An 18,150-nucleotide genomic window follows, 5' to 3' on the forward strand; every position below is an offset into this window, starting at 1 on the left:
ACGGTTCCTTATCCCTTGGTCCGACATGAAGAGCACTCGCTCAGGGTTCGCTATCGGCGATCAGCGTTGTTGCCGCCCGATAAAGAACCACGCGGTCGGGAGCAGCACCAGCGTCACCAGCATCAATGCATAGCGCAGCCCGACAGAGCCCATGATCGGGCTGATCTGGGATCCGGCGACGAACCCCAGCAGATAGCCGACGGTCGCCGATGACATGAACAGCGCCAGCGCGCGTGCCCGCTGCTCGACGGAGAAATAATCGGCGATCAGCGATTGTGCCGGAGGGATCGAGCCAGCCTCGCCAGCCCCGACGCCGAACCGCGTAAAGGTAAGTCGCCAGAAATTCTGCGCCATCCCGCACAGTGCAGTCGCCCCGCTCCATACAATCAGTGCGACCGTGATGACTGTGCGGCAGTTGCCCCCGTCCACCAGCCGCGCGACGGGGATACAAGGTTGCATAGAGCGCCGCAAAACTGAATCCCGACGGCAGGCCGAGCATCATGTCAGATACCTTGAATTGTGTCTTGATCGGCTCGAGTGGAACCGAAATTATATTGCGATCAACATAGGACGAACAGATTAGGTCCAGCGCTGGCCGGGGAATAGAGCGACCAGACCGGCGCAGGTTCTATTCTGTCCACCCTGTCATTGCACCTGAGCAAGCAACCGCTCCGTCGCGGCCTCCACATTCGCGGCAACCAGCGGCAACGGTAGCGCGCCGGGTTTCAGCACCACATCATGAAAGTCGCGAATATCGAAACGGTCGCCGAGTTTTACCCGCATCGTTTCGCGCATTCGCAGAAGTTGGGTGTCGCCGAGCTTATAGGCGAGCGACTGCCCAGGAATGTCGCAACTGTAGCGGATGCTTTCGCTGCACACTTCAGCTTCGGGCATGAAGCCGTTCTCGCGCATATAGTCGCGCGCCTGATCGAGGCTCCACCCCAGCGCGTTCATGCCTGTATCTACAACGAGCCGACAGGTCAGGAACGCATCCATCATCATCCGCCCGAATTTTTCCTCCGGCTCTATGTACATCCCCATTTCGCCGGCGAGCGTGGCGGCGTATTCGGCCCAGCCCTCGTTATAGGCATTGATGAAAGATGCCTTGCGCAGCGGGTGGAGCAGGTCATTCTCGCGCTGGCTGGCGAGGTGGAAATGGTGCCCCGGCACAAGTTCGTGATAGTTGAGCGCGCCGATATTAGGCAGTGCGTTGCGCGACAGGTTTTGCACGTTGAAAATGAAGCGCCCCTTCTCCTGGATCGGGCTTGGCGGTTCGTAATAGCCGAAGGTCATCGATCCCGAGAGGGCAGCAGGCAGCGCGGCAACACCGTGATCGGCCTTTGGCTTGAACGCGAAATAATCACCAATATGCGGCGCGATGCGGTCGATATAGCGGCGGAAGAAAGCACCGATCGCGTCCTCGCCTTCGGCGCGCCAGGCTGGATCGGCCTCGATCTTTTGCAGATAGGCCGGGGCGTTGCCGACAAAGCCGATCTCGTCGAACAAGCCCTGCATCTGCGCGCGCACCCTCGCCATCCGGTCATGCCCGGCCTGGTGGATCTGCTCCGGCGTCATGTCGAGGGTCAGATGCATCCGGGCGAGCTCGGCATAGAGTTCGGCGCCCCCCGGATATTGCGAGAGGCCGACCGTGTCGGGCGCAAGACGGCGATAGTCGGGGTCATTGAGCGTCGCCAGCAAGGCGTCGAACGCGCCGTCAACTTCGTCGGCGATCCGGGCTAGGATAGGCTTGCATGCCGCGGGGCCACCGACGGCCGCCAAACGGCTGGGATTGACGTCGAGCATTTGCGCCGATGCCTCCTTGAGGCCCGTCATCAGCACTATCGCCTGATCGAGCTGAGCCCGGGGCATCCGGATCCCGCGCTCGGCCTGGCCTTTGGTTCGCGCGTCGAATTGTCGGACCAGGCGCGCAAAGTCTGACACAAGTCCAAGATAGCGATCGACATCGCCAAATGATTCGAACATAAAACTTGCAAACAGAGTACGATACGATCCGAGCAAAAATCCTCCCGCATAAGCGGTAGGCGCGAACATCGCGAAGAAGCCTGCCTTGACCGGATCGAACACCAGCCAGTACCATTCGCCTTCGCGTGCCCAGCGCGCGGCATTCATCCGCGCAACCGCCAGTGTTGTCGCGACATCGTGCGGCAGTGGAGATGCGTCGATCGTGTCGATGTCGGCAACGAGCGCGCCCGCGCGAGCGGAGCGCGCGATCGCTGCAGCTTCGGAGAGATCGGGCAGGCGATCGATCGGCCGTTCCCTATCCGATATGGTCCATGGCCCAGCCTCGGTCATTTGCCACACCCGATCGATGAGGCACAGGGCGCGAGCAAGCGCGTCGTCATCCAAATACGACATTTGCGTCCTCTCAGTCAGCCGCCGGCCTTAAATGCATCATTGCATTCAATGTCAACTGATATGATTCGACGAATTGCCCTGAGGATCGGACTCGAGCATTGTCGACAACGAGCCGAGCAAATAAAAATATGCACTATCGCTTAAAGGTGAAATCACAGAGACAAGTGATCACTCAGGATCGGCGAGCGCAAAGCACCGCCGGTTGAGGCGAGGGTCAGCGCGTTCGCACTGGCGGCTAGCCCTCTGTAGGCGCAGGAAACGCCGGACGAGTAGGCGCCAGCGTCTCTACAGAGATCATTGTCACGGCGAGCAAACGCCAAGAGAAGCTGCGCGACGTGCCGTCGGCTGTAAGCGCGGTATCCGCAAAGACCATCATTGGTCACGTCGAAGTTTCTTGCGCACCACGACGACGCCGCTGCGGTCAGCGGTAGCGACGTCGACATCTCCTGATCATGCGGAGGAACTCGTCAGGCGCACCATAGGGCGCCGAAGGGTCTCGCTGACCGTCGAAACCGATCACGCCATGGTCGTCGTAGAATCTACGCCGGCCGGACAGATCGTGCTCATGTCGCTGGGTGTTTTCAAACCTTCCCGGGCTGCGTCCAGCCATCTCCGTAAAGCTGGGGCCAGCGGACGCACTCCTTTTTGGCGAACCCGCGCCGGCACGATCGGTGGAGACCGACGGCTGGCCGTTCCAATCGATACCGCGACACGCGTCGCTCCCCGACTTGTCTCAATCAACCACCAATCGACGACGGTTCGTTGACAGATGCACTACTGTCTGCCATCGTCCTGCTCGGCTTACCCGCCCAGGAATCGGAGCCGCGCGCAGGAGGCGCCGCCATGGTCAAGATCGCCCGCACCTCACGCGATCTCGTCGACTACGTCGTCTATCCAGGACCAAATCTACCGGTCACTGGCCTTAAGGCGGCAGCCACCACGGATTCGGCGATCGTCACCGAAACGACGATCAAGGTGCTGAAAGCGCGCGGCAAGCCGGTCCATGCGGCGATCATGGTGCAGGCGGCGGTCGAGCCGTTCATGACGAACCATGCTGATCTGATCACCTTCCTCTTTTATGAAGCCAAGACCGGCAGGGCGCATCAGCTCGACAGCCTCGGCGGCTTCCCGTCAGGGCTGCCATCGTTCAAGCCGGTGCCGACGGGAACGGGCCCCTATGCCTCTCCCGGCATGGCACCCTCGGGGATCATTCCAGGGTTCCTGCCGGGCCTTAAGGCGATCCACGAGAAGTTCTGCACACGGCCTTGGGCGGAGTTGTGCGAGGGCGCGGTAAGCAGTGCCGAGAGCGGCAACGCCGTGTCCAACTTCGAATACGGGGTCAATATCTTCGGCGAGAAATTCATCGCCTACTTCCCCGAGGGTCGCGGCCGATGCGCCGCGGATGCTGCCGATGACCGAAGCGCGCGCCGTCACGATCGAGGACCGCCTGCGGTCCGGCGTCGTGGAGGATCTTCACAAGCTCGGCGTCCGTGTTTCAGTAACGCCCTGCTCCGACCCCCACATGGGTTCGTATTCGGTAATCGCGCGCGATGAAACCAGTAGCTCCCAGTCCGCGATCGCTGCCTCACCGCGCTGCGCTGCCGCGGATTGACTATCGTGATGCACGTCCGTGCTCTTTCAGAGCTTCCGCAGCGCACATGACCGCCCGCGCATCGATGAGTTGGCGTGTCTATCAGAACAAGGCGCATCATGATGAGATGTGACGCCTCGGACGAAGGTCACGTTCACGACCTTGTTGGAAGGGGCGACCGGCGCGTGCCTCTCGGCCGCGGCCCTGAGCCGTCATCTGCGCCAGCGCTACTTGGAAGAGGCCGCACCCGAGTTGTCGAAGCTATGAATTTCGCCCTCGAGCCGCGGAGCCGTCCGGAAAACCCGACGTCAACCTGCAGCGACGATATTCCGTGCCAACCTACCATGCGACGGCGCGGCTGACCCCGCCCAATTTGGAGATTCGTCATGACCACCGCGTCCGACCTCATAAGTGAAGCCGATCGTGAATCATTCAGGAAGAACGGCGCAGCGGTGATCCGCGGCGTTGTCGAACCTGAGCTCATCGACGCCATGCGGGTGGCGATCGATGAAGCGATGGCGGACGGTTGCGCTCCACACTATTGGCTGCAAGAGCAAGGCGACGGCGCCTTCTACAATGGCCTGTTTCACTGGATACACTATCCGGCGTTCGCCAGTTTCGTGCAGTGCTCACGACTGGGAGAGGTCGCGGCTGCGCTGCTCGACGCGGAACGGATCAACTTTTTCTACGACCATCTGTTCGTGAAGGAAGCCGGGTCGCCGATGCCCAGCCCGTGGCATACGGACGCCTATTACCATCCGGTCGTAGGCGGCCAAGTTCTCACCATCTGGACTCCGTTCGACCGGGTGACGCCGGAGAGCGGATCGCTGACCTACATTGCCGGATCGCATCTGTGGTCCGATGAAAAGATGGGCGAACGCCTCAAGGATATGCCAACGCCGGGAGAGGCGATCGAAGGCGAACAGGTGTTGACCTGGACGCTGGAGCCCGGCGACATCCTAGTCCACGACGCCCGGACGGTTCATGGCGCGCCCGGCAATCTTACGCGGGGTCGCCGCCGAGCCCTGGCGACTCGCTGGTTGGACCAGGACACACGCTATCAGCCCGTCGAAGAAGACCTTTGGGCGATGGGGCGCAAGGCCGGCAATTTGCTACCCGAAATCGATGTCGCGATCGGCCAACCTTTTGATTCGAAGCTGTTTCCGCAGGTCTGGCCCCGCTGATCTCATTCCCCCGTGTGATTAGTGGAGTTCAGGTGCAAAATGCGCTCTTCCCTGGCCCATAATGTCATCAACCGACGCTCTGTTCCCGCCATCTGAGGTTCCTCAAGCGTTAGAAAGATTTGGTAATGATGTTGAAATATTCAACCCCTCTCGCCTGTCTGGCATGGTTCGTCACGGCGCCCGCCCTGGCGGGCGCCGTGACGAATGCGCCGCCGCACGTCACTCAAGGCTACGACGCCTTCGAACAGACGATCGCCGCCCCGTGCCACGAGGTTTTTCGGTTGATGGAACAGCCCGACCTCTGGATAGCGCAATATGGTCCGCTGAAACCCACTAATCCGGAAAGTGCGTACCAGGTGGAACATCTCAGGGGCACGATGGAGGGGCAGCTCCGTTACGAGCGCCGCATCGCGCGGATTCCCGACCGCAAGCTTGTCGTAGCCATGACCGATGGAGATTACCAGGCTTTCGCCGTTCAGACCTTACGTCCGGTCACTGGCGGTTGCCGCGTGGGAATCGAAGTACTCTTCGGAAGTCCCTGGACGACCGAGACCAAGAACAGCGCAGACGCTGTTCGGTTCGAGGAGAGCTTGCATCGCCTGAACATGAAATTGCTATCCGAGATGGGGCTCAGGTTGAAAGTCTTGGCTGAAAAGCGCTGATCCATTGAGCGGACAGGCTGGTCGCTAGCTTCCTATCGATAGGCTATGACGAGTTTGCTGCTAATGCTAGGACGCCTTGATGAAGGGAACAAATAATTTGGACTCACATCTGTCCGGAGCGGGTAACGATCGGATGATCGAAGGCCTCAATTCTGGCCTGCGTTGGATCAGCGCCAGTGACGGCGCGCGCATCCCTTATGCCGTCGACGGCCCTGGAGACAAAGTCTTGTTGCTGCTTCATGGCGGCAGCGGATCTTACCGCGATTTCGAGCACTTGGTTCCCCTCCTTGTCCGCGCCGGACTACAGGTTGTACGGCCGGAGCTCAGACCCCATGCGCTTACTGAAATTCCCCTAGGTGCGGATATCTCCCATGCCCGCATCGCCCGTGATCTCAAGGAAATTCTCGATGCGCTCGGTGTTCAGACCGCACATGTTGCGGGCTGGTCGCATGGGGGCTGTGTGGCCCTGCAGTTCGCTCATGATTTCTCACATGCGACCCGAACGCTAGGCGTGTTCAACGGCTTTGCCTTCTTCGATCACGGGGGCTGGTTCAAAGCCTTGCGGTTCAAGGTTCGAAGCGCGTGGCTGGCGCTGCGTGCTCCGCGGTCCCCCGTCATCCGCGAGCGAAATGCGCGCGAATTGCTGCACATGATGATGCTCGGCGACGCTGCGCAACAAGCGAGCCCTGAGGCGTGCCGACTCTATGAAGAGGCGGCGATCGGTAACATGTTCGGACCACAAGCTCGTCTTGTACGACGGTCGATGGCCAACACATTGCGGTTCGATGCGCGATCCTGGCTTGCCTCCATGACCATGCCGGCGTTGGTCGTGACCGGGACTCGCGATCATGTCCCGACGGCCTTCAGCGACGCGCTGGCGCACATGCTGCCAGATGCCGAACTCGCCCGTTGGCCCGATGGCGACCATGGGATCCTCTTGGCCGACCCCGAAGGCTTCGCCGCCCGGTATCTTCGATTCATTGCCGAACATGGCGGCCGCCCTTGAACTAATTTGTGCACGAGCATCGCGCCTTGCCGTCCCTCGAGAGCTTGGCGAACGCCAGGTTGCTGAGGCGAGGGAAGGGGACGTCAATCGCGCCGTCGCGGCCCGCGGAGCTTTCGACCACGGGCCATGGCCGCGCCTGTCGCATGCCGTCGGCTGCGTCAATCAGGATAAGAACGCATTGTTCGAGGGCAACGGTCTATGGCGTGCGGTACGCCCTGAAAGGTGCACAGCCGCTGCTTGTGCCCAGGGCAGGGCGCTGTGGCTCTGCAGGCGTTCACTCGAGCACGACGCTTAAGCCTGATCGATTGATGTTTCCGCTTCGGCAGACGAGGTCGCCCTCCAATGTTGGGCGCGATACCTTCCAAGTCCTTGGAGGCGCTCTTCCAAATCCGCCATGATATCATGCGCGGGCCGATCAGCACATGATAAGATGAGGCTGCATATATTCCTTGAACCCGTCGTGGCCGAACAGCCAGCCGACGCCCGATTGTTTGGCGGGGCTGGCACCCTGTCCATTCGTGCTGCCGTTATGCGTGTTGATGTGGACAACAGCCGTGTCGATCCCGGTCGCGAGCGCCGCCGCGCGCGCGCGATCCGACGACCAGACTGAGGCGGTCAGGCCATAAGGACTATCATTCGCCCTTCTGACCGCATCGGCATCGTTGTTGAATTTCATAATCGGCAACAACGGCGCGAATTGTTCTTCACGAACCAGCGGATGCGAATCGGAAAGATCGGCAATGAGCGTCGGCGGAACATAAAAACCGCTGCTGCCCGGGGGTATGTTCGCGCGCGCGATCACGCGTCCCGCCGCCTCGGCCGCGCTCAGCAATGCCATGGATTTGTCATACTGTATCCTGTTTTGCACCGGGCCAATCGTGGTATCGGGCAGCGAGCCCGCGCCGACCACGGCCGAGTTTACATGTCCCGCAAGCGCCTCGCAGAAGCGCTCGTAAACGGCGTCGTGCACATAGACCCGCTTCACCGCTCCGCAGATCTGGCCGCAATTGGTGAAAGCACCCGAGTAGATGCCCGCCGCGGCGGCAACCGGCTCGGCATCGTCAAGGATAATGGCGGCATCGTTGCCGCCCAGCTCCAGCGTCAACCGCTTCAGCGTCGGCGCGGCGGCGGCCATCACCGCGCGTCCGGTAATGGTCGAGCCGGTGAAGGAAAGTTTGCGGATGTCGGGATGTTCCGCAAGCATGGGGCCAACAGTGCCATCGTCGCCGAGGATCTGTATGAGGCCCGGCGGCACGCGATCAGCCCATAAACGCCCCAGTTCAAGTGTTGCGGCCGGTGTGGTCGGCGCGGGTTTGACGATGATCGCATTGCCGGTCAGCAAGGCCGGGCCGATCTTCATCGCCGCGAGCACCAATGGGTAATTCCAGGGAATGATCCCCGCGACGACGCCGAGCGGCGTAAAGATGCGCCGATGATCGGGATGAGTTTCGTCGAACAGCGACTCGGTTCGATCGGAATGGAGCGTCGCGCTGTAGCGCAGCATGAATGCGGTGAATTGCACCTCCTGCTGAGCTTCGCTTATCGGCTTGCCTTGTTCGAGCGTGAGCAGATGCGCCAGATTGTCGGCCTCGCGATCGACGCAATCCGCCAGAGCATCTAGCAGCGCGCGTCTTTCGGACAATTGCGACGACCGCCATTGTTCAAAGGCCTGGACGGCCGCGCTCATCGCCTCTTCAACCATTGCTCGATCGGCTGTAGCGTAGGAGCAAAATGCCTGCCCCGTGGCCGGATTCACCACCTCTGCACATTCGGCGCCGGACGTTAGCCGGCCGGCGACGAGGCAATCGAATGGTTTCAGGCGGTCCATAGATGATCCCTTCATTCGGTGTTTTTCAAGCTTCAGGCGTCAGGCCGCTTCGGTAGCGCATACCGCAGCGATCCAGTCGTCGATCAGGTTCTCAAGCACCGGGAGGGTGACGGGTCCGGCCGCCATCAACGCGTCGTGGAAGTCGCGGATGCGGAACGCTTCGCCGAGCATCGTTTCGGCGCGCTCCCGCAACTCGCGGAACTTGAGGTTGCCGAGCTGATAGGCGAGCGCCTGACCCGGAAAGCCGATATAGCGATCGACCTCCGCTGCGATGGTTTCGAGCGGCATCGCCATATGTTCCTGAAAATAAGCGATCGCCTGGCCCCGGCCCCAGCCCTTGGCATGAATGCCTGTGTCGATGACGAGCCGCACCGCGCGCCACATTTCCATTTCCAGCCGGCCATAGCGCTTTTCGGGCGTGTCGTAGAAACCCATCTCCTCGCCCAGTCGCTCGCAATAAAGCGCCCAGCCTTCGAGGCAGGCCGAATAGCGCATGCCGGCAGCGCGGCGGAAATCGGGCAGATGCTCCATTTCCTGGATAAGTGCGAGATGCATCAAATGGCCGGGCCAGGCCTCGTGCAGCGCGAGCGGCAGGTGCATGTAGCGCGGACATTTGCCGGGAAGCGATGTTATCCAGTGCACGCCCGCCAGGCTGGCGTCGGCCGGGTTGGGCTGCGCATAGGCCGGGGGCATTTTCTCGGCGATGGATTCGGGAATGCTCTTCACGCCATAGGTGGTGCGCGGCGTCCGGCCGAAAAATTCAGGAATGCGAGCGTCGATCCGTTTCGAGAGAATCTCGATCTGCTCGCGCAACGCCTCCGCGCTTTCGGCGAATTGACTGTTGTCGGTCTGTAGCCGCCGGCGGAGGCCGGCAATATCCCCTTCAAAACCGGCATCGGCGGCAACGGCAAGCATGTCGCCGCTGATGCGTTCGACTTCCAGGCGGCCGAGGACATGGATATCCTCCGGGTGATGGTTCTCGGTCGTGTATTGCTTGATGAAGTGGCGATAGAGTTCGGCTCCTCCGACATCGTCGATGCAAGCGAGGCCGTCGCGCGCCACGGGCAGCAACTGTGTCTCCAGAAAGTCGGCATAGTCGAGGAACGCCCGGTACACCTGGTTCTCGACCGCGGCCTTTCCTTCCTCTGCGAAGGCCGCCCAGGCCGCAGACCGGCCCGCCACGCGCGCCAATGGCTGGTAAAAGGCGTTGTCAGCGACCGGCATCGAAACCTGGCCACGCAACAGTCCGATCGCGCGCTCGATCACCAGTCGCGGATAACGGAAGTCCTTTTCAACGCCGGCAGCGAGCGCGGCACGGACGCTTTCGAATGCCGCAGGAATCGCGGCCAGACGGGCGATGTAAAGCCGTGCATCGGCCGGGTTCGCGAGTGCACTCGTATTCGCCCAGTAGATCAGCCAGAATTCGGGGCCCATCGGGTAAAGCGCCGGCCGCAGATGCGCGCCGCACGCGACCGTCTCGATCAGCGCGTTCAGCTCATGATCGAGCAGCGCCCAGGTCGCCCGGTCTTGCGCGCCGAGCGCCCCCGGGTCGGTCGCCGTCAGCTCGGACAGGGCATTTCGGGCCCATGACGCGCGCCGTTGGTGATCGGCCGGCGCCTCGCGCAACAGCAATTCGGCGTCGGTCGCGACTCCCGCCTGGATCGCGCTGATCGGGAATTCGTCGCACTGGAACGCCCAATAATTCGCAGCCAGGCCGGCAAGAGCGTTTGCGGCGGACCTCTCCTCATCTGGCGAAGCGGACGGACTTGGCTCGCCCCTCGCTCCTGCTGCGCCGCTCACGCCCGGACTCCATCCGCGACGGCCATGCGGCGCGGGTCGGCGACGGCGGTGAGCGTGCCGGTCGCTTCGTCGCGCGCGATCACCGAGAAGCTGCCCATGTGACAATCATAGCCCGAGACGACGCCGACGCGCACGCCGAGCTTGTGCAGATCCTCGACCACGCCTTCGCTCAGCCGGTCCTCGATCACCACGGTGCGGCTCTCGGTCATCGGCAGCATCCGCGGCGCGTCGACCGCCGCATAGGGATCGAGCTTGAAGTCGAGCAGATAGGCGAGCACCTGCGGCAAGGTACAGTGGATGTTGCCCGGCGATCCGGCCGAGAACACCGGCTTACCGTCCTTCAGCACGAGCGTGTTGCCGATGATGCAGCGCGCCCTGGCGCCGGGCACCAGGGTCGAGTCCATCGGGCTCTGCAAATTGCCGAAGGTCGCATGGCTGCCGACCATCGGGACGCCGCCGATCACCATGCCGGGGATCCCTGAGCCCTGCAGCGTGTCCATCATCTGCACCCAGTTGCCCTCGGCATCGACCACCGCGATCTCGCAGCTGCCGCTCGGCTGCTTGTCGTCCTGCTTCATCAGCCGCGGCTTTCCGCCGCCGCCTCCGAACGCCGACATGAAGTCGCCACCGCCAACGCCGTCGCCGGCGAGCTTGATGTGTTGCGTCAGATCGACCCTGGGCCGCGACCCCCGGATCAGCTTCGCCAGATGCGCGTGATAGCCATCGTCGAGCACCTCCGCCGTCGGCACGCCATAGACCTGATCGTCCTGCGCATATTCCCAGTGGCGCGCGCCCTGCCTGAGCGCATGACCCATCGCCCACCAATGCTCGGCTGATCTCGGCGCCATGTCGCGGATGCCGAGATGCTTGAGCACCCCCATCGCGACGCCGGTGAAGAACCCCTGTGCCTGCGGTGGGCCAAGGCAGACGATCTCATATTCGTTATGCTGGAAGCGCACCGGATCGACCCAGCGCGGCGGCGTCTCGGTCATGTGTTCGGGCGTGATCTTCCAGCCCATGTCGTTTGCCTTGGCGACGAACTTTTCGGCCCAGGCACCGGTGATCATATAGTCGGGATCGGCCTGCACGCCGCGCATCGTCGCGGCCAGCCCTAAGGGCACGAACACCTCGCCGACGTTCGGAAAATAGCCGTTCGGCTGATAGAAATCCCGGCCCTCGGAGAAATAGGTGATGAACTTCTCGCCGAAGATATTGACGCCATATTCGAAGGTCGAGACGACGTGGCCGCTCTCGGCCCACGCAACCGCATCCTTGCACAGTTCGGCCCAGGGCTTCGTCGCAAACTTCGCGTGGATTTCCTTCAGCCCTGGCATAAAACCCGGGACTATCGCCGACGGCGGCATCGCGGCGTAGGGGCCGTTGCCCGGCGGAATAGGGCGGAACGGCGGCAGGCCCGAGGGGTGCCCGCCGAGACTGTCGAGCTGGTGCAGCCTGCCGGTCTTCGCTTCGTAGTAAAGGAAGGTGATCAGCCCGGCATGATTGGTCATGAACGGTTCGACCGCGGCCTGCACCATGCAGCCCGCAATCGCCGCGTCGGCCGCGTTGCCGCCCGCCTTCAGCACGTTGAGCATCGTTTCGGTGACGATCGCATTGTCGGTCGTCACCGCTGTCTTCAGACCCGCCACCGGCACCTTCGGGCCGGGATTACGGAGGTAGCTGTGCAGGTTCTTGGTCATTACGCTCTCCCGATCGGTTCGATTCTCACCCCAGCACGACGGTCTTGTTACCGTTCATGAATACGCGGTGTTCGGCGTGCCAACGGACGGCGCGCGACAGCACCGAGGCTTCGACCTCGCGGCCGATCGCGACCATCTCGTCGGCGGTGACGGCGTGGGTGACGCGGCGGACGTCCTGTTCGATGATCGGGCCTTCGTCGAGATCGGGCGTGACGTAGTGCGCGGTGGCGCCGATGATCTTCACGCCGCGGGCGTGCGCCTGGTGATAGGGTTTGGCGCCCTTGAAGCTAGGCAGGAAGCTGTGGTGGATGTTGATGCAGCGCCCCTGGAGCCCTGCGGAAAAGTCGTCCGACAGGATCTGCATGTAACGCGCGAGCACCGTCAGGTCGGCGTCGGCTTCGTCGATCAGCCCGGCGAACGTGGCCTCCTGCGCGGCCTTGCCGCCGGTCATCGGGAGGTAGTGAAAAGGCAGACCATGCCATTCCACCGTCTGCTGCATCGCTTCGTGATTGGAGACGACGCCGACGATATCGATCGGCAACTGGCCGATCTCGGTCTTGTGGATGAGGTCAACCAGGCAATGCCCGAACTTCGAGACTGCGATCAGCACGCGCATCCGCTTGGCGAGATCGTGGAGCCCCCAGTCGAGCCCCAGCTCGGTGGCGACCGGAGCGATCGCCGTACCCAGAGTATCGAGCACGACCGGGCTGGCGATCGCGATCCGCGAGAAGAACGTCGCCGTATCGGCGTCGCCATAGACCTCGGCCTCGCGGATGTCGCAGCCCTGTTCCGCGAGCAAAGGCGCGATCGCGGCGAGGATGCCGGGCCGGTCGGGCGCGCGGAAGGTCAGGACGAAACGATGATCGGTCATGCAATGGTTCCCCCTGGTCCGGCGAACAGGCGCGCGGCATATCCCGCCATGGTCTGGTCGACGACGATGCGGTAGCTCGGCGCGCCGGCCTCATCGGCACGCCGCCCCAGCAACAGGCTGGCCTCGCCGAGCAGCGAATTTGCCACTGCGGTGACCGGAAAGACGTCATCGGAAAAATCGAGCGGACAGTGCGCGGCGAGCGCGTCGCGCGCACCTGCTCCGCTCAGCCGGAACGCGGCGCGGGCATGCCCGAGGTCGGTGATGAGCGCGGCGACTCCGGCGCATTCGCGCCGCAATCGTTCTACCAGTTCCGACACTGCAGTTTCCTCACCCAGCAAGGTCCATTCTCCGGGCGAGGTCCAGCATATCCCGACCGTTTGCGAGGCGTCGGCGACGCCGCGTCCTGGTGGGGGCAGCGCGACACCCAGCACATCGGCGAGCGGCTGGTCCGCGCCGCGCAGCTGCACGCGGACGACGCCATAGAACGGGTCGAGATCGAACGTCATGCCGGCGCGCGCAATACCCGCCGAATTCGGTGCGCGGCGGTCCAGAAGCGTCGGCTCACCCATCCAGCTTTCCTCCTTCCGGGTCGTGGAAGCGTGGATCGGTGAGCCGTCCCTCGCGCCATTCGCCCATGTCCCACAGCCTGACCGCCTCGCCGATCCGCGCCTGCCCCTGGCGCACCAGCGCCATCGCGAGCGGACGGCCGAGCGTCGGCGACAGCACCGTTGAGGTCACCCAGCCCTCCGTGCCGCAGGGTTCGCGCGCATCGGCTGGCAGGACGTGGGCGCCGGCGTTGATGACGCCCTTGCCGTCGGTCACCTCGACGCCGATCAGTTGGCGGCGATCGGTGCGCAAGCCGTCGGGCCGCGTGGTCGAGCGTCGGCCAACGAAATCGCTCGCCTTTTTGGCGACGACCGCGCCGAACCCGACATCCTGCGGCAGGGTCGTCCCATCGGTGTCCGAGCCAACGTGGAGGAAACCCTTCTCGATCCGCATCGCCATCAGCGCTTCGACCCCGAAAGGCGTGATCTGATATTTGCACCCCGCGCGCAGCAGCGCATCCCACAGCGCCGCGCCATAGCCCCACGGTACTGCGACCTCATAGGAGAGTTCGCCGGTGAAACTCACCCGCTGCACGCGTGCTCGAACGCCCCCGACTTTCCCCTCGCGATAGGCCATGTGCGGGAAGCTGGCGGAGGCGAGATCGATATCGGTGCCGAGCTCGCTCAGCACGTCGCGTGCCTTCGGGCCCGCCACGTTCATCACCGCCCACCCGGTGGTGACGTTCTCCGTCAGCACCTCCAGATGCGGCCATTCGCACTGGAGCCATTCCTGCAGCATGTCGGCGGCGGCACTGGCATGGCCGCTCGTTGTGCCGACCAGAAAATGATCCTCTGCGATCCGAGCGAACACGCCGTCATCCCACACCACGCCATTCTCGCTCAGCATCAGCCCATAGCGGCAGCGCCCGACTCTCAGCGTCTTGACCTGGTTGACGTAGATGCGCTCAAGGAACTCGGCGGCGTCCCGCCCCTTGACCTCGATCTTGCCGAGTGGCGAGGCGTCGAACAGCCCGACCGAACGACGCACCGCCAGCACCTCGCGTGCGACTGCGGCCTGTTCGTCCTCGCCGACCTTCGCGAAATACGCCGGGCGCGACCAGCCGCCGTAATTCTCGAAGACGCCGCTCGCTACCTTTGCCGCATTTTCTGACGGCGTATGCGCGAGCGGCATCAGGTCGTCTCCGACCGCGCGGCCGGCTAACACGCCGATTGTCACAGGATCGAATGGGGGACGGAACTTGGTCGTCCCGATCGCCTCTGGCGCCTTGTCGAGGAGCCCGGCCATCACCCGGATTCCGGCGACGTTCGAGGTCTTGCCCTGGTCCGAAGCCATGCCGAGCGTCGTGTAGCGCTTGACGTGCTCCACTGAGCGGAAGTTCTCCCTGACCGCAAGCTGGACGTCGCCGACCGTCACGTCGTTCTGGAAATCGAGCCACGCCTTTGCCGCCGCCGGATCACCGTCGGCGTAGTCGCGCGTCGGGCCGACCGTGGCGTCGAAGTCGTACTGGCCTGCCGCGGCGCCGACCAACGTCGCGTTCTGCGCCGCCTCGGTCGCGAGGAACGCCTGGGCGGACGCGTCGAACCCGAGCCGCCCGCCGCTTTGCGAATGAAGGTGCACCGCCGGGTTCCAGCCACCCGACATAAGCAGCGCATCGCAGAGCAGCGTCTCGCCCGTCGCCCCCCCCCTGACCGGGCCGATCGTCACCGCCTTTACTGCCCGGCCGCCCTTGGCGGTGACCGGCGCCTGGCCGGCGATGACACGGATGCCGCGCTTCGCCGCCTCGGCCACCGGCGCGGCATCGGCGCGAGAATCGACGATCGCCGCGACCTCGATCCCCGCGTCGTGTAGTGCGAAGGCGCTCGCATAGGCGCTGTCGTTGGTCGTCGCGAGCACCACCTGCTGCCCGACCGCGACGCCATAGCGCTCGGCATAGGTCCGCGCCGCCGACGCCAGCATCACGCCGGGCAGGTCGTTGTGGGCGAACGCCAGCGGCCGCTCGAACGCGCCGGTCGCCAGGATCACGCGGCCCGCTCGCACCTTCCACAGCCGCTGCCGGGGACCGCAGCGCTCAGCCGGCGGCAGATGATCGGTCAGCCGCTCGGCGAGCGCGACGAGGTCGTGGTCGTAATAGCCGAACGCCAGCGTCCGGGTGAGTACGGTCAGGTTCGGTGCCGATAAGGGCGCGTCGAGCGTCGGCTCGCTTTCGATCAGCAGCACCCGCTCGCCGCTGCCGGCGGCATCCAGCGCTGCCGCGCGCCCCGCCGCCCCGCCGCCGACGACCAATGTATCGACATGCGCGAAGCGATGTTCATAGGCGTCGGGATCGGAGGTGGTCGGTGCGATGCCCAACCCGGCCGCCTTGCGGATCCATGGCTCGAACAGCTTCCAGCTCGGCCACATGAAGGTCTTGTAATAGAAGGCCGCCGGGATGAAGCGCTTGGCGATGCCGTTGACCGCCATCAGGTCGAGGTTCGGACTCGGCCAGGAATTGACCGGCGCGGCGACCAACCCCTCGTAGAGTTCGACCTGCGTCGCCTTCATGTTGGGCACGGAATGCGCGCCGGTCTCGAGCTGGACGATGCCGTTCGGCTCCTCCAGCCCCGCCGCGATCAGGCCACGCGGGCGGTGGTATTTGAAGCTGCGGCCGATAACGTCGATCCCGTTGGCCAGCAGCGCCGAAGCGAGCGTGTCGCCCGCAAAGCCGGTCAGCGCCTCGCCGCCCCACCGAAACGTGAGCGACCGCGCGCGGTCGATCCGTGTGCCACCGGTCGCCAGCCGCCAGCCGCTCACGCGGCGTCCTCCGGACACGGATCGCCCATTGCATAGACCGCGCGGATACGGTGCGTCACAGTATCGCGCGCGACGTTGAACCAGCGCCGGCAGCCCGCGGCATGGAGCCAGCGCTCGCGATGCTCGGCCTTGGGGTTCTGGCGATAAAACAGGTAGTCCGCCCAAGCTTCGTCGCTCACCTCGCCAGCTCCTGCGTCGGTCAGCGGCCCCGGCCGCTCGATATGGCTCTCGCCGCCGCAGCGGAACTCGATTTCGCTGCGCGGGCCGCAATAGGGGCAGTTGATCAGCAGCATCAGTGCGCGATCCCCGACGCTGACGCCTCGTCGATCAAGGCGCCGGTGCTGAAACGCTCGAGCTGGAACGCGCGCGCCAACTCATGCGGCGCGCCGGTCGCCATTGCGTGCGCCAGGCACCAGCCGCCGGCTGGGATCGCCTTGAACCCGCCCGTTCCCCAGCCACAGTTGACGTAGAGTCCGTCAACCGGCGTCTTGCCGATAATCGGCGTCGAATCGTGGACCACATCGACGATTCCCGCCCATTGCCGCAGGAACCGCATTCGCGAAAACGCCGGGAACAGCTCGATCACTCCCGCCGCCGCGCGCTCCATCCACGGGAGATTGCCGCGCTGCGCATAGGAGAGGTAGAGGTCGAGGCCCGCGCCGATCACAAGCTCGCCCTTGTCCGACTGTGACAGGTAGGTACCGGTCGCCGGCGACAGCACCACGGTGTCGAGGCATGGCTTGACCGGCTCCGACACGAATGCCTGCAGGGCATAGGAACTGACCGGCAAGCGAAAGCCCGCCTTGGCCGCGAGCGTGCTGGTATGTCCCGCTACAGCCATGCCGATGCGGTCGGCCATCATCAGCCCGCGGCTGGTCTCGATACCGCGAACCCGTCCGCCCTCGATAATGAAATCCTTGACCTCACAGTTCTGAATGATGTCCACCCCGAGCGCCGACGCACCGCGCGCATAGGCCCAGGCGACCGCATCGTGGCGCGCCGATCCCGCGCGCGGCTGGCACAACCCGGCGAGGATCGGGAAGCGGCGTGGTTCCAGGCCCGGGATGCGCCGCATCACCTCGTTGCCGTCGTGCAGCTCTGCATCGACACCGTTCAGCCGCATCGCATTGGCCGAGCGGCGCAGCATCTCCACCCCGTGCCGGTCGTGCGCCAGCATCCACATGCCGCGCTGCGAGAACATGATGTTGTAGTTGAGGTCGCGGCTCATCGTCTCGTACAGCCGAAGCGAAAAATCGTAGAACGCTGCGCTTTCAGGGAAGAAATAGTTCGAGCGGATGATCGTCGTGTTCCGCCCCGTGTTGCCGCCGCCCAGCCACCCGCGCTCGATCAGCGCGATGTTCGTCAAGCCATGGTTCCTCGCCAGATAATAGGCCGTCGCCAGCCCATGCCCGCCGCCGCCAATGACGATCGCGTCGTAGCCCGCCTTCGGCTTGGAATCGCGCCAAGCAGGCGCCCAGCCGCGCTGACCGGCGAGTCCCTCGCGTAACAGCGCCAATGCGGAGTATCGACTAGTCAAGATCGCAATCCATGAGCCTAGGATGCAAGACTGTATGGCAATTGGCAACCGCCTTTTCGCGATGGCGGTTTTTTTGTGAGCGCGGGAGTGCGGACAGGAAAAAATACACTATTGCACTTTAGTGAGCTTAAGCGGATAGTCCGACGATCGTCCACGCCAGGTCGCACCAGGGATCAGACGTGAGCGAACGGCCGATTCAAGAACGTGATCGAAAGCAGAGGCGGCCGTCTGAAGGGGGAGC

14 protein-coding genes are annotated in these 18,150 nt (G+C 63.6%); 4 read left to right on the plus strand and 10 right to left on the minus strand.

Going from position 1 to position 18,150, the window contains the following annotated elements; translation table 11 throughout:
* Positions 1-60: 60 nt before the first annotated feature.
* Both ACRECS_RS04090 and ACRECS_RS04095 read right to left on the minus strand, forming a co-directional pair.
* Positions 61-459: an MFS transporter gene (locus ACRECS_RS04090; RefSeq protein ID WP_431581682.1), complete on the minus strand. Its 399-nt coding sequence runs from the start codon at positions 457-459 to the stop codon at positions 61-63.
* A 186-nt stretch (positions 460-645) separates the two neighbouring features.
* Positions 646-2,376, minus strand: a complete 1,731-nt coding sequence (locus ACRECS_RS04095; RefSeq protein WP_431581683.1) for a DUF885 domain-containing protein — start codon at positions 2,374-2,376, stop codon at positions 646-648.
* 843 nt (positions 2,377-3,219) lie between these two features.
* On the opposite strand from ACRECS_RS04095, the gene ACRECS_RS04100 reads away from it, so the two are divergent.
* The 4 genes from ACRECS_RS04100 (at position 3,220) to ACRECS_RS04115 (ending at position 6,819) form a co-directional block, all read left to right on the plus strand.
* Positions 3,220-3,930 (plus strand): hypothetical protein, encoded by a 711-nt coding sequence (locus ACRECS_RS04100; protein ID WP_431581684.1) that lies wholly within the window; start codon positions 3,220-3,222, stop codon positions 3,928-3,930.
* A 423-nt stretch (positions 3,931-4,353) separates the two neighbouring features.
* A complete protein-coding gene (locus tag ACRECS_RS04105; RefSeq protein ID WP_431581685.1) occupies positions 4,354-5,151 on the plus strand; it encodes a phytanoyl-CoA dioxygenase family protein in 798 nt (265 codons plus the stop codon).
* Between the two features lie 125 nt (positions 5,152-5,276).
* Entirely contained in the window at positions 5,277-5,813 is a 537-nt protein-coding gene (locus tag ACRECS_RS04110) for a hypothetical protein (RefSeq protein WP_431581686.1), read from the plus strand.
* Between the two features lie 79 nt (positions 5,814-5,892).
* Positions 5,893-6,819: an alpha/beta fold hydrolase gene (locus ACRECS_RS04115; RefSeq protein WP_431581687.1), complete on the plus strand. Its 927-nt coding sequence runs from the start codon at positions 5,893-5,895 to the stop codon at positions 6,817-6,819.
* 415 nt (positions 6,820-7,234) lie between these two features.
* Here the strand turns inward: ACRECS_RS04115 and ACRECS_RS04120 are convergent, their stop codons facing one another.
* The 8 genes from ACRECS_RS04120 to ACRECS_RS04155 are packed head-to-tail and all read right to left on the minus strand — an operon-like array spanning position 7,235 to position 17,909.
* Entirely contained in the window at positions 7,235-8,647 is a 1,413-nt protein-coding gene (locus ACRECS_RS04120; protein ID WP_431581688.1) for an aldehyde dehydrogenase family protein, read from the minus strand.
* 39 nt (positions 8,648-8,686) lie between these two features.
* Entirely contained in the window at positions 8,687-10,447 is a 1,761-nt protein-coding gene (locus ACRECS_RS04125; protein ID WP_431581689.1) for a DUF885 domain-containing protein, read from the minus strand.
* Positions 10,444-12,144, minus strand: coding sequence for a gamma-glutamyltransferase (locus ACRECS_RS04130; protein ID WP_431581690.1), 1,701 nt, complete (start codon positions 12,142-12,144; stop codon positions 10,444-10,446). Before ACRECS_RS04130 ends, ACRECS_RS04125 begins: the two co-directional genes overlap by 4 nt.
* A gap of 25 nt (positions 12,145-12,169) precedes the next feature.
* A complete protein-coding gene (gene purU, locus ACRECS_RS04135; RefSeq protein ID WP_431581691.1) occupies positions 12,170-13,015 on the minus strand; it encodes a formyltetrahydrofolate deformylase in 846 nt (281 codons plus the stop codon).
* Positions 13,012-13,584 (minus strand): sarcosine oxidase subunit gamma, encoded by a 573-nt coding sequence (locus ACRECS_RS04140; protein ID WP_431581692.1) that lies wholly within the window; start codon positions 13,582-13,584, stop codon positions 13,012-13,014. Before ACRECS_RS04140 ends, purU begins: the two co-directional genes overlap by 4 nt.
* A complete protein-coding gene (locus ACRECS_RS04145) occupies positions 13,577-16,372 on the minus strand; it encodes a 2Fe-2S iron-sulfur cluster-binding protein (RefSeq protein ID WP_431581693.1) in 2,796 nt (931 codons plus the stop codon). The genes ACRECS_RS04140 and ACRECS_RS04145 overlap by 8 nt, the downstream gene beginning before the upstream one ends.
* Positions 16,369-16,665 (minus strand): sarcosine oxidase subunit delta, encoded by a 297-nt coding sequence (locus ACRECS_RS04150; protein WP_431581694.1) that lies wholly within the window; start codon positions 16,663-16,665, stop codon positions 16,369-16,371. The genes ACRECS_RS04145 and ACRECS_RS04150 overlap by 4 nt, the downstream gene beginning before the upstream one ends.
* Complete coding sequence (locus ACRECS_RS04155; protein WP_431581695.1) at positions 16,665-17,909, minus strand: sarcosine oxidase subunit beta family protein; 1,245 nt, start codon at positions 17,907-17,909, stop codon at positions 16,665-16,667. Before ACRECS_RS04155 ends, ACRECS_RS04150 begins: the two co-directional genes overlap by 1 nt.
* Between the last annotated feature and the right edge of the window lie 241 nt (positions 17,910-18,150).

Source organism: Sphingomonas sp., assembly GCF_050725575.1.
Taxonomy (GTDB): domain Bacteria; phylum Pseudomonadota; class Alphaproteobacteria; order Sphingomonadales; family Sphingomonadaceae; genus Sphingomonas.

What these genes read in the sequence shown, in the direction of transcription:
- ACRECS_RS04090 (WP_431581682.1), bottom strand. Translation starts at nt 459, where the DNA reads ATGCAACCTTGTATCCCCGTCGCGCGGCTGGTGGACGGGGGCAACTGC.
- ACRECS_RS04095 (WP_431581683.1), bottom strand. Translation starts at nt 2,376, where the DNA reads ATGTCGTATTTGGATGACGACGCGCTTGCTCGCGCCCTGTGCCTCATC.
- ACRECS_RS04100 (WP_431581684.1), top strand. Translation starts at nt 3,220, where the DNA reads ATGGTCAAGATCGCCCGCACCTCACGCGATCTCGTCGACTACGTCGTC.
- ACRECS_RS04105 (WP_431581685.1), top strand. Translation starts at nt 4,354, where the DNA reads ATGACCACCGCGTCCGACCTCATAAGTGAAGCCGATCGTGAATCATTC.
- ACRECS_RS04110 (WP_431581686.1), top strand. Translation starts at nt 5,277, where the DNA reads ATGATGTTGAAATATTCAACCCCTCTCGCCTGTCTGGCATGGTTCGTC.
- ACRECS_RS04115 (WP_431581687.1), top strand. Translation starts at nt 5,893, where the DNA reads ATGAAGGGAACAAATAATTTGGACTCACATCTGTCCGGAGCGGGTAAC.
- ACRECS_RS04120 (WP_431581688.1), bottom strand. Translation starts at nt 8,647, where the DNA reads ATGGACCGCCTGAAACCATTCGATTGCCTCGTCGCCGGCCGGCTAACG.
- ACRECS_RS04130 (WP_431581690.1), bottom strand. Translation starts at nt 12,144, where the DNA reads ATGACCAAGAACCTGCACAGCTACCTCCGTAATCCCGGCCCGAAGGTG.
- purU (WP_431581691.1), bottom strand. Translation starts at nt 13,015, where the DNA reads ATGACCGATCATCGTTTCGTCCTGACCTTCCGCGCGCCCGACCGGCCC.
- ACRECS_RS04140 (WP_431581692.1), bottom strand. Translation starts at nt 13,584, where the DNA reads ATGGGTGAGCCGACGCTTCTGGACCGCCGCGCACCGAATTCGGCGGGT.
- ACRECS_RS04150 (WP_431581694.1), bottom strand. Translation starts at nt 16,665, where the DNA reads ATGCTGCTGATCAACTGCCCCTATTGCGGCCCGCGCAGCGAAATCGAG.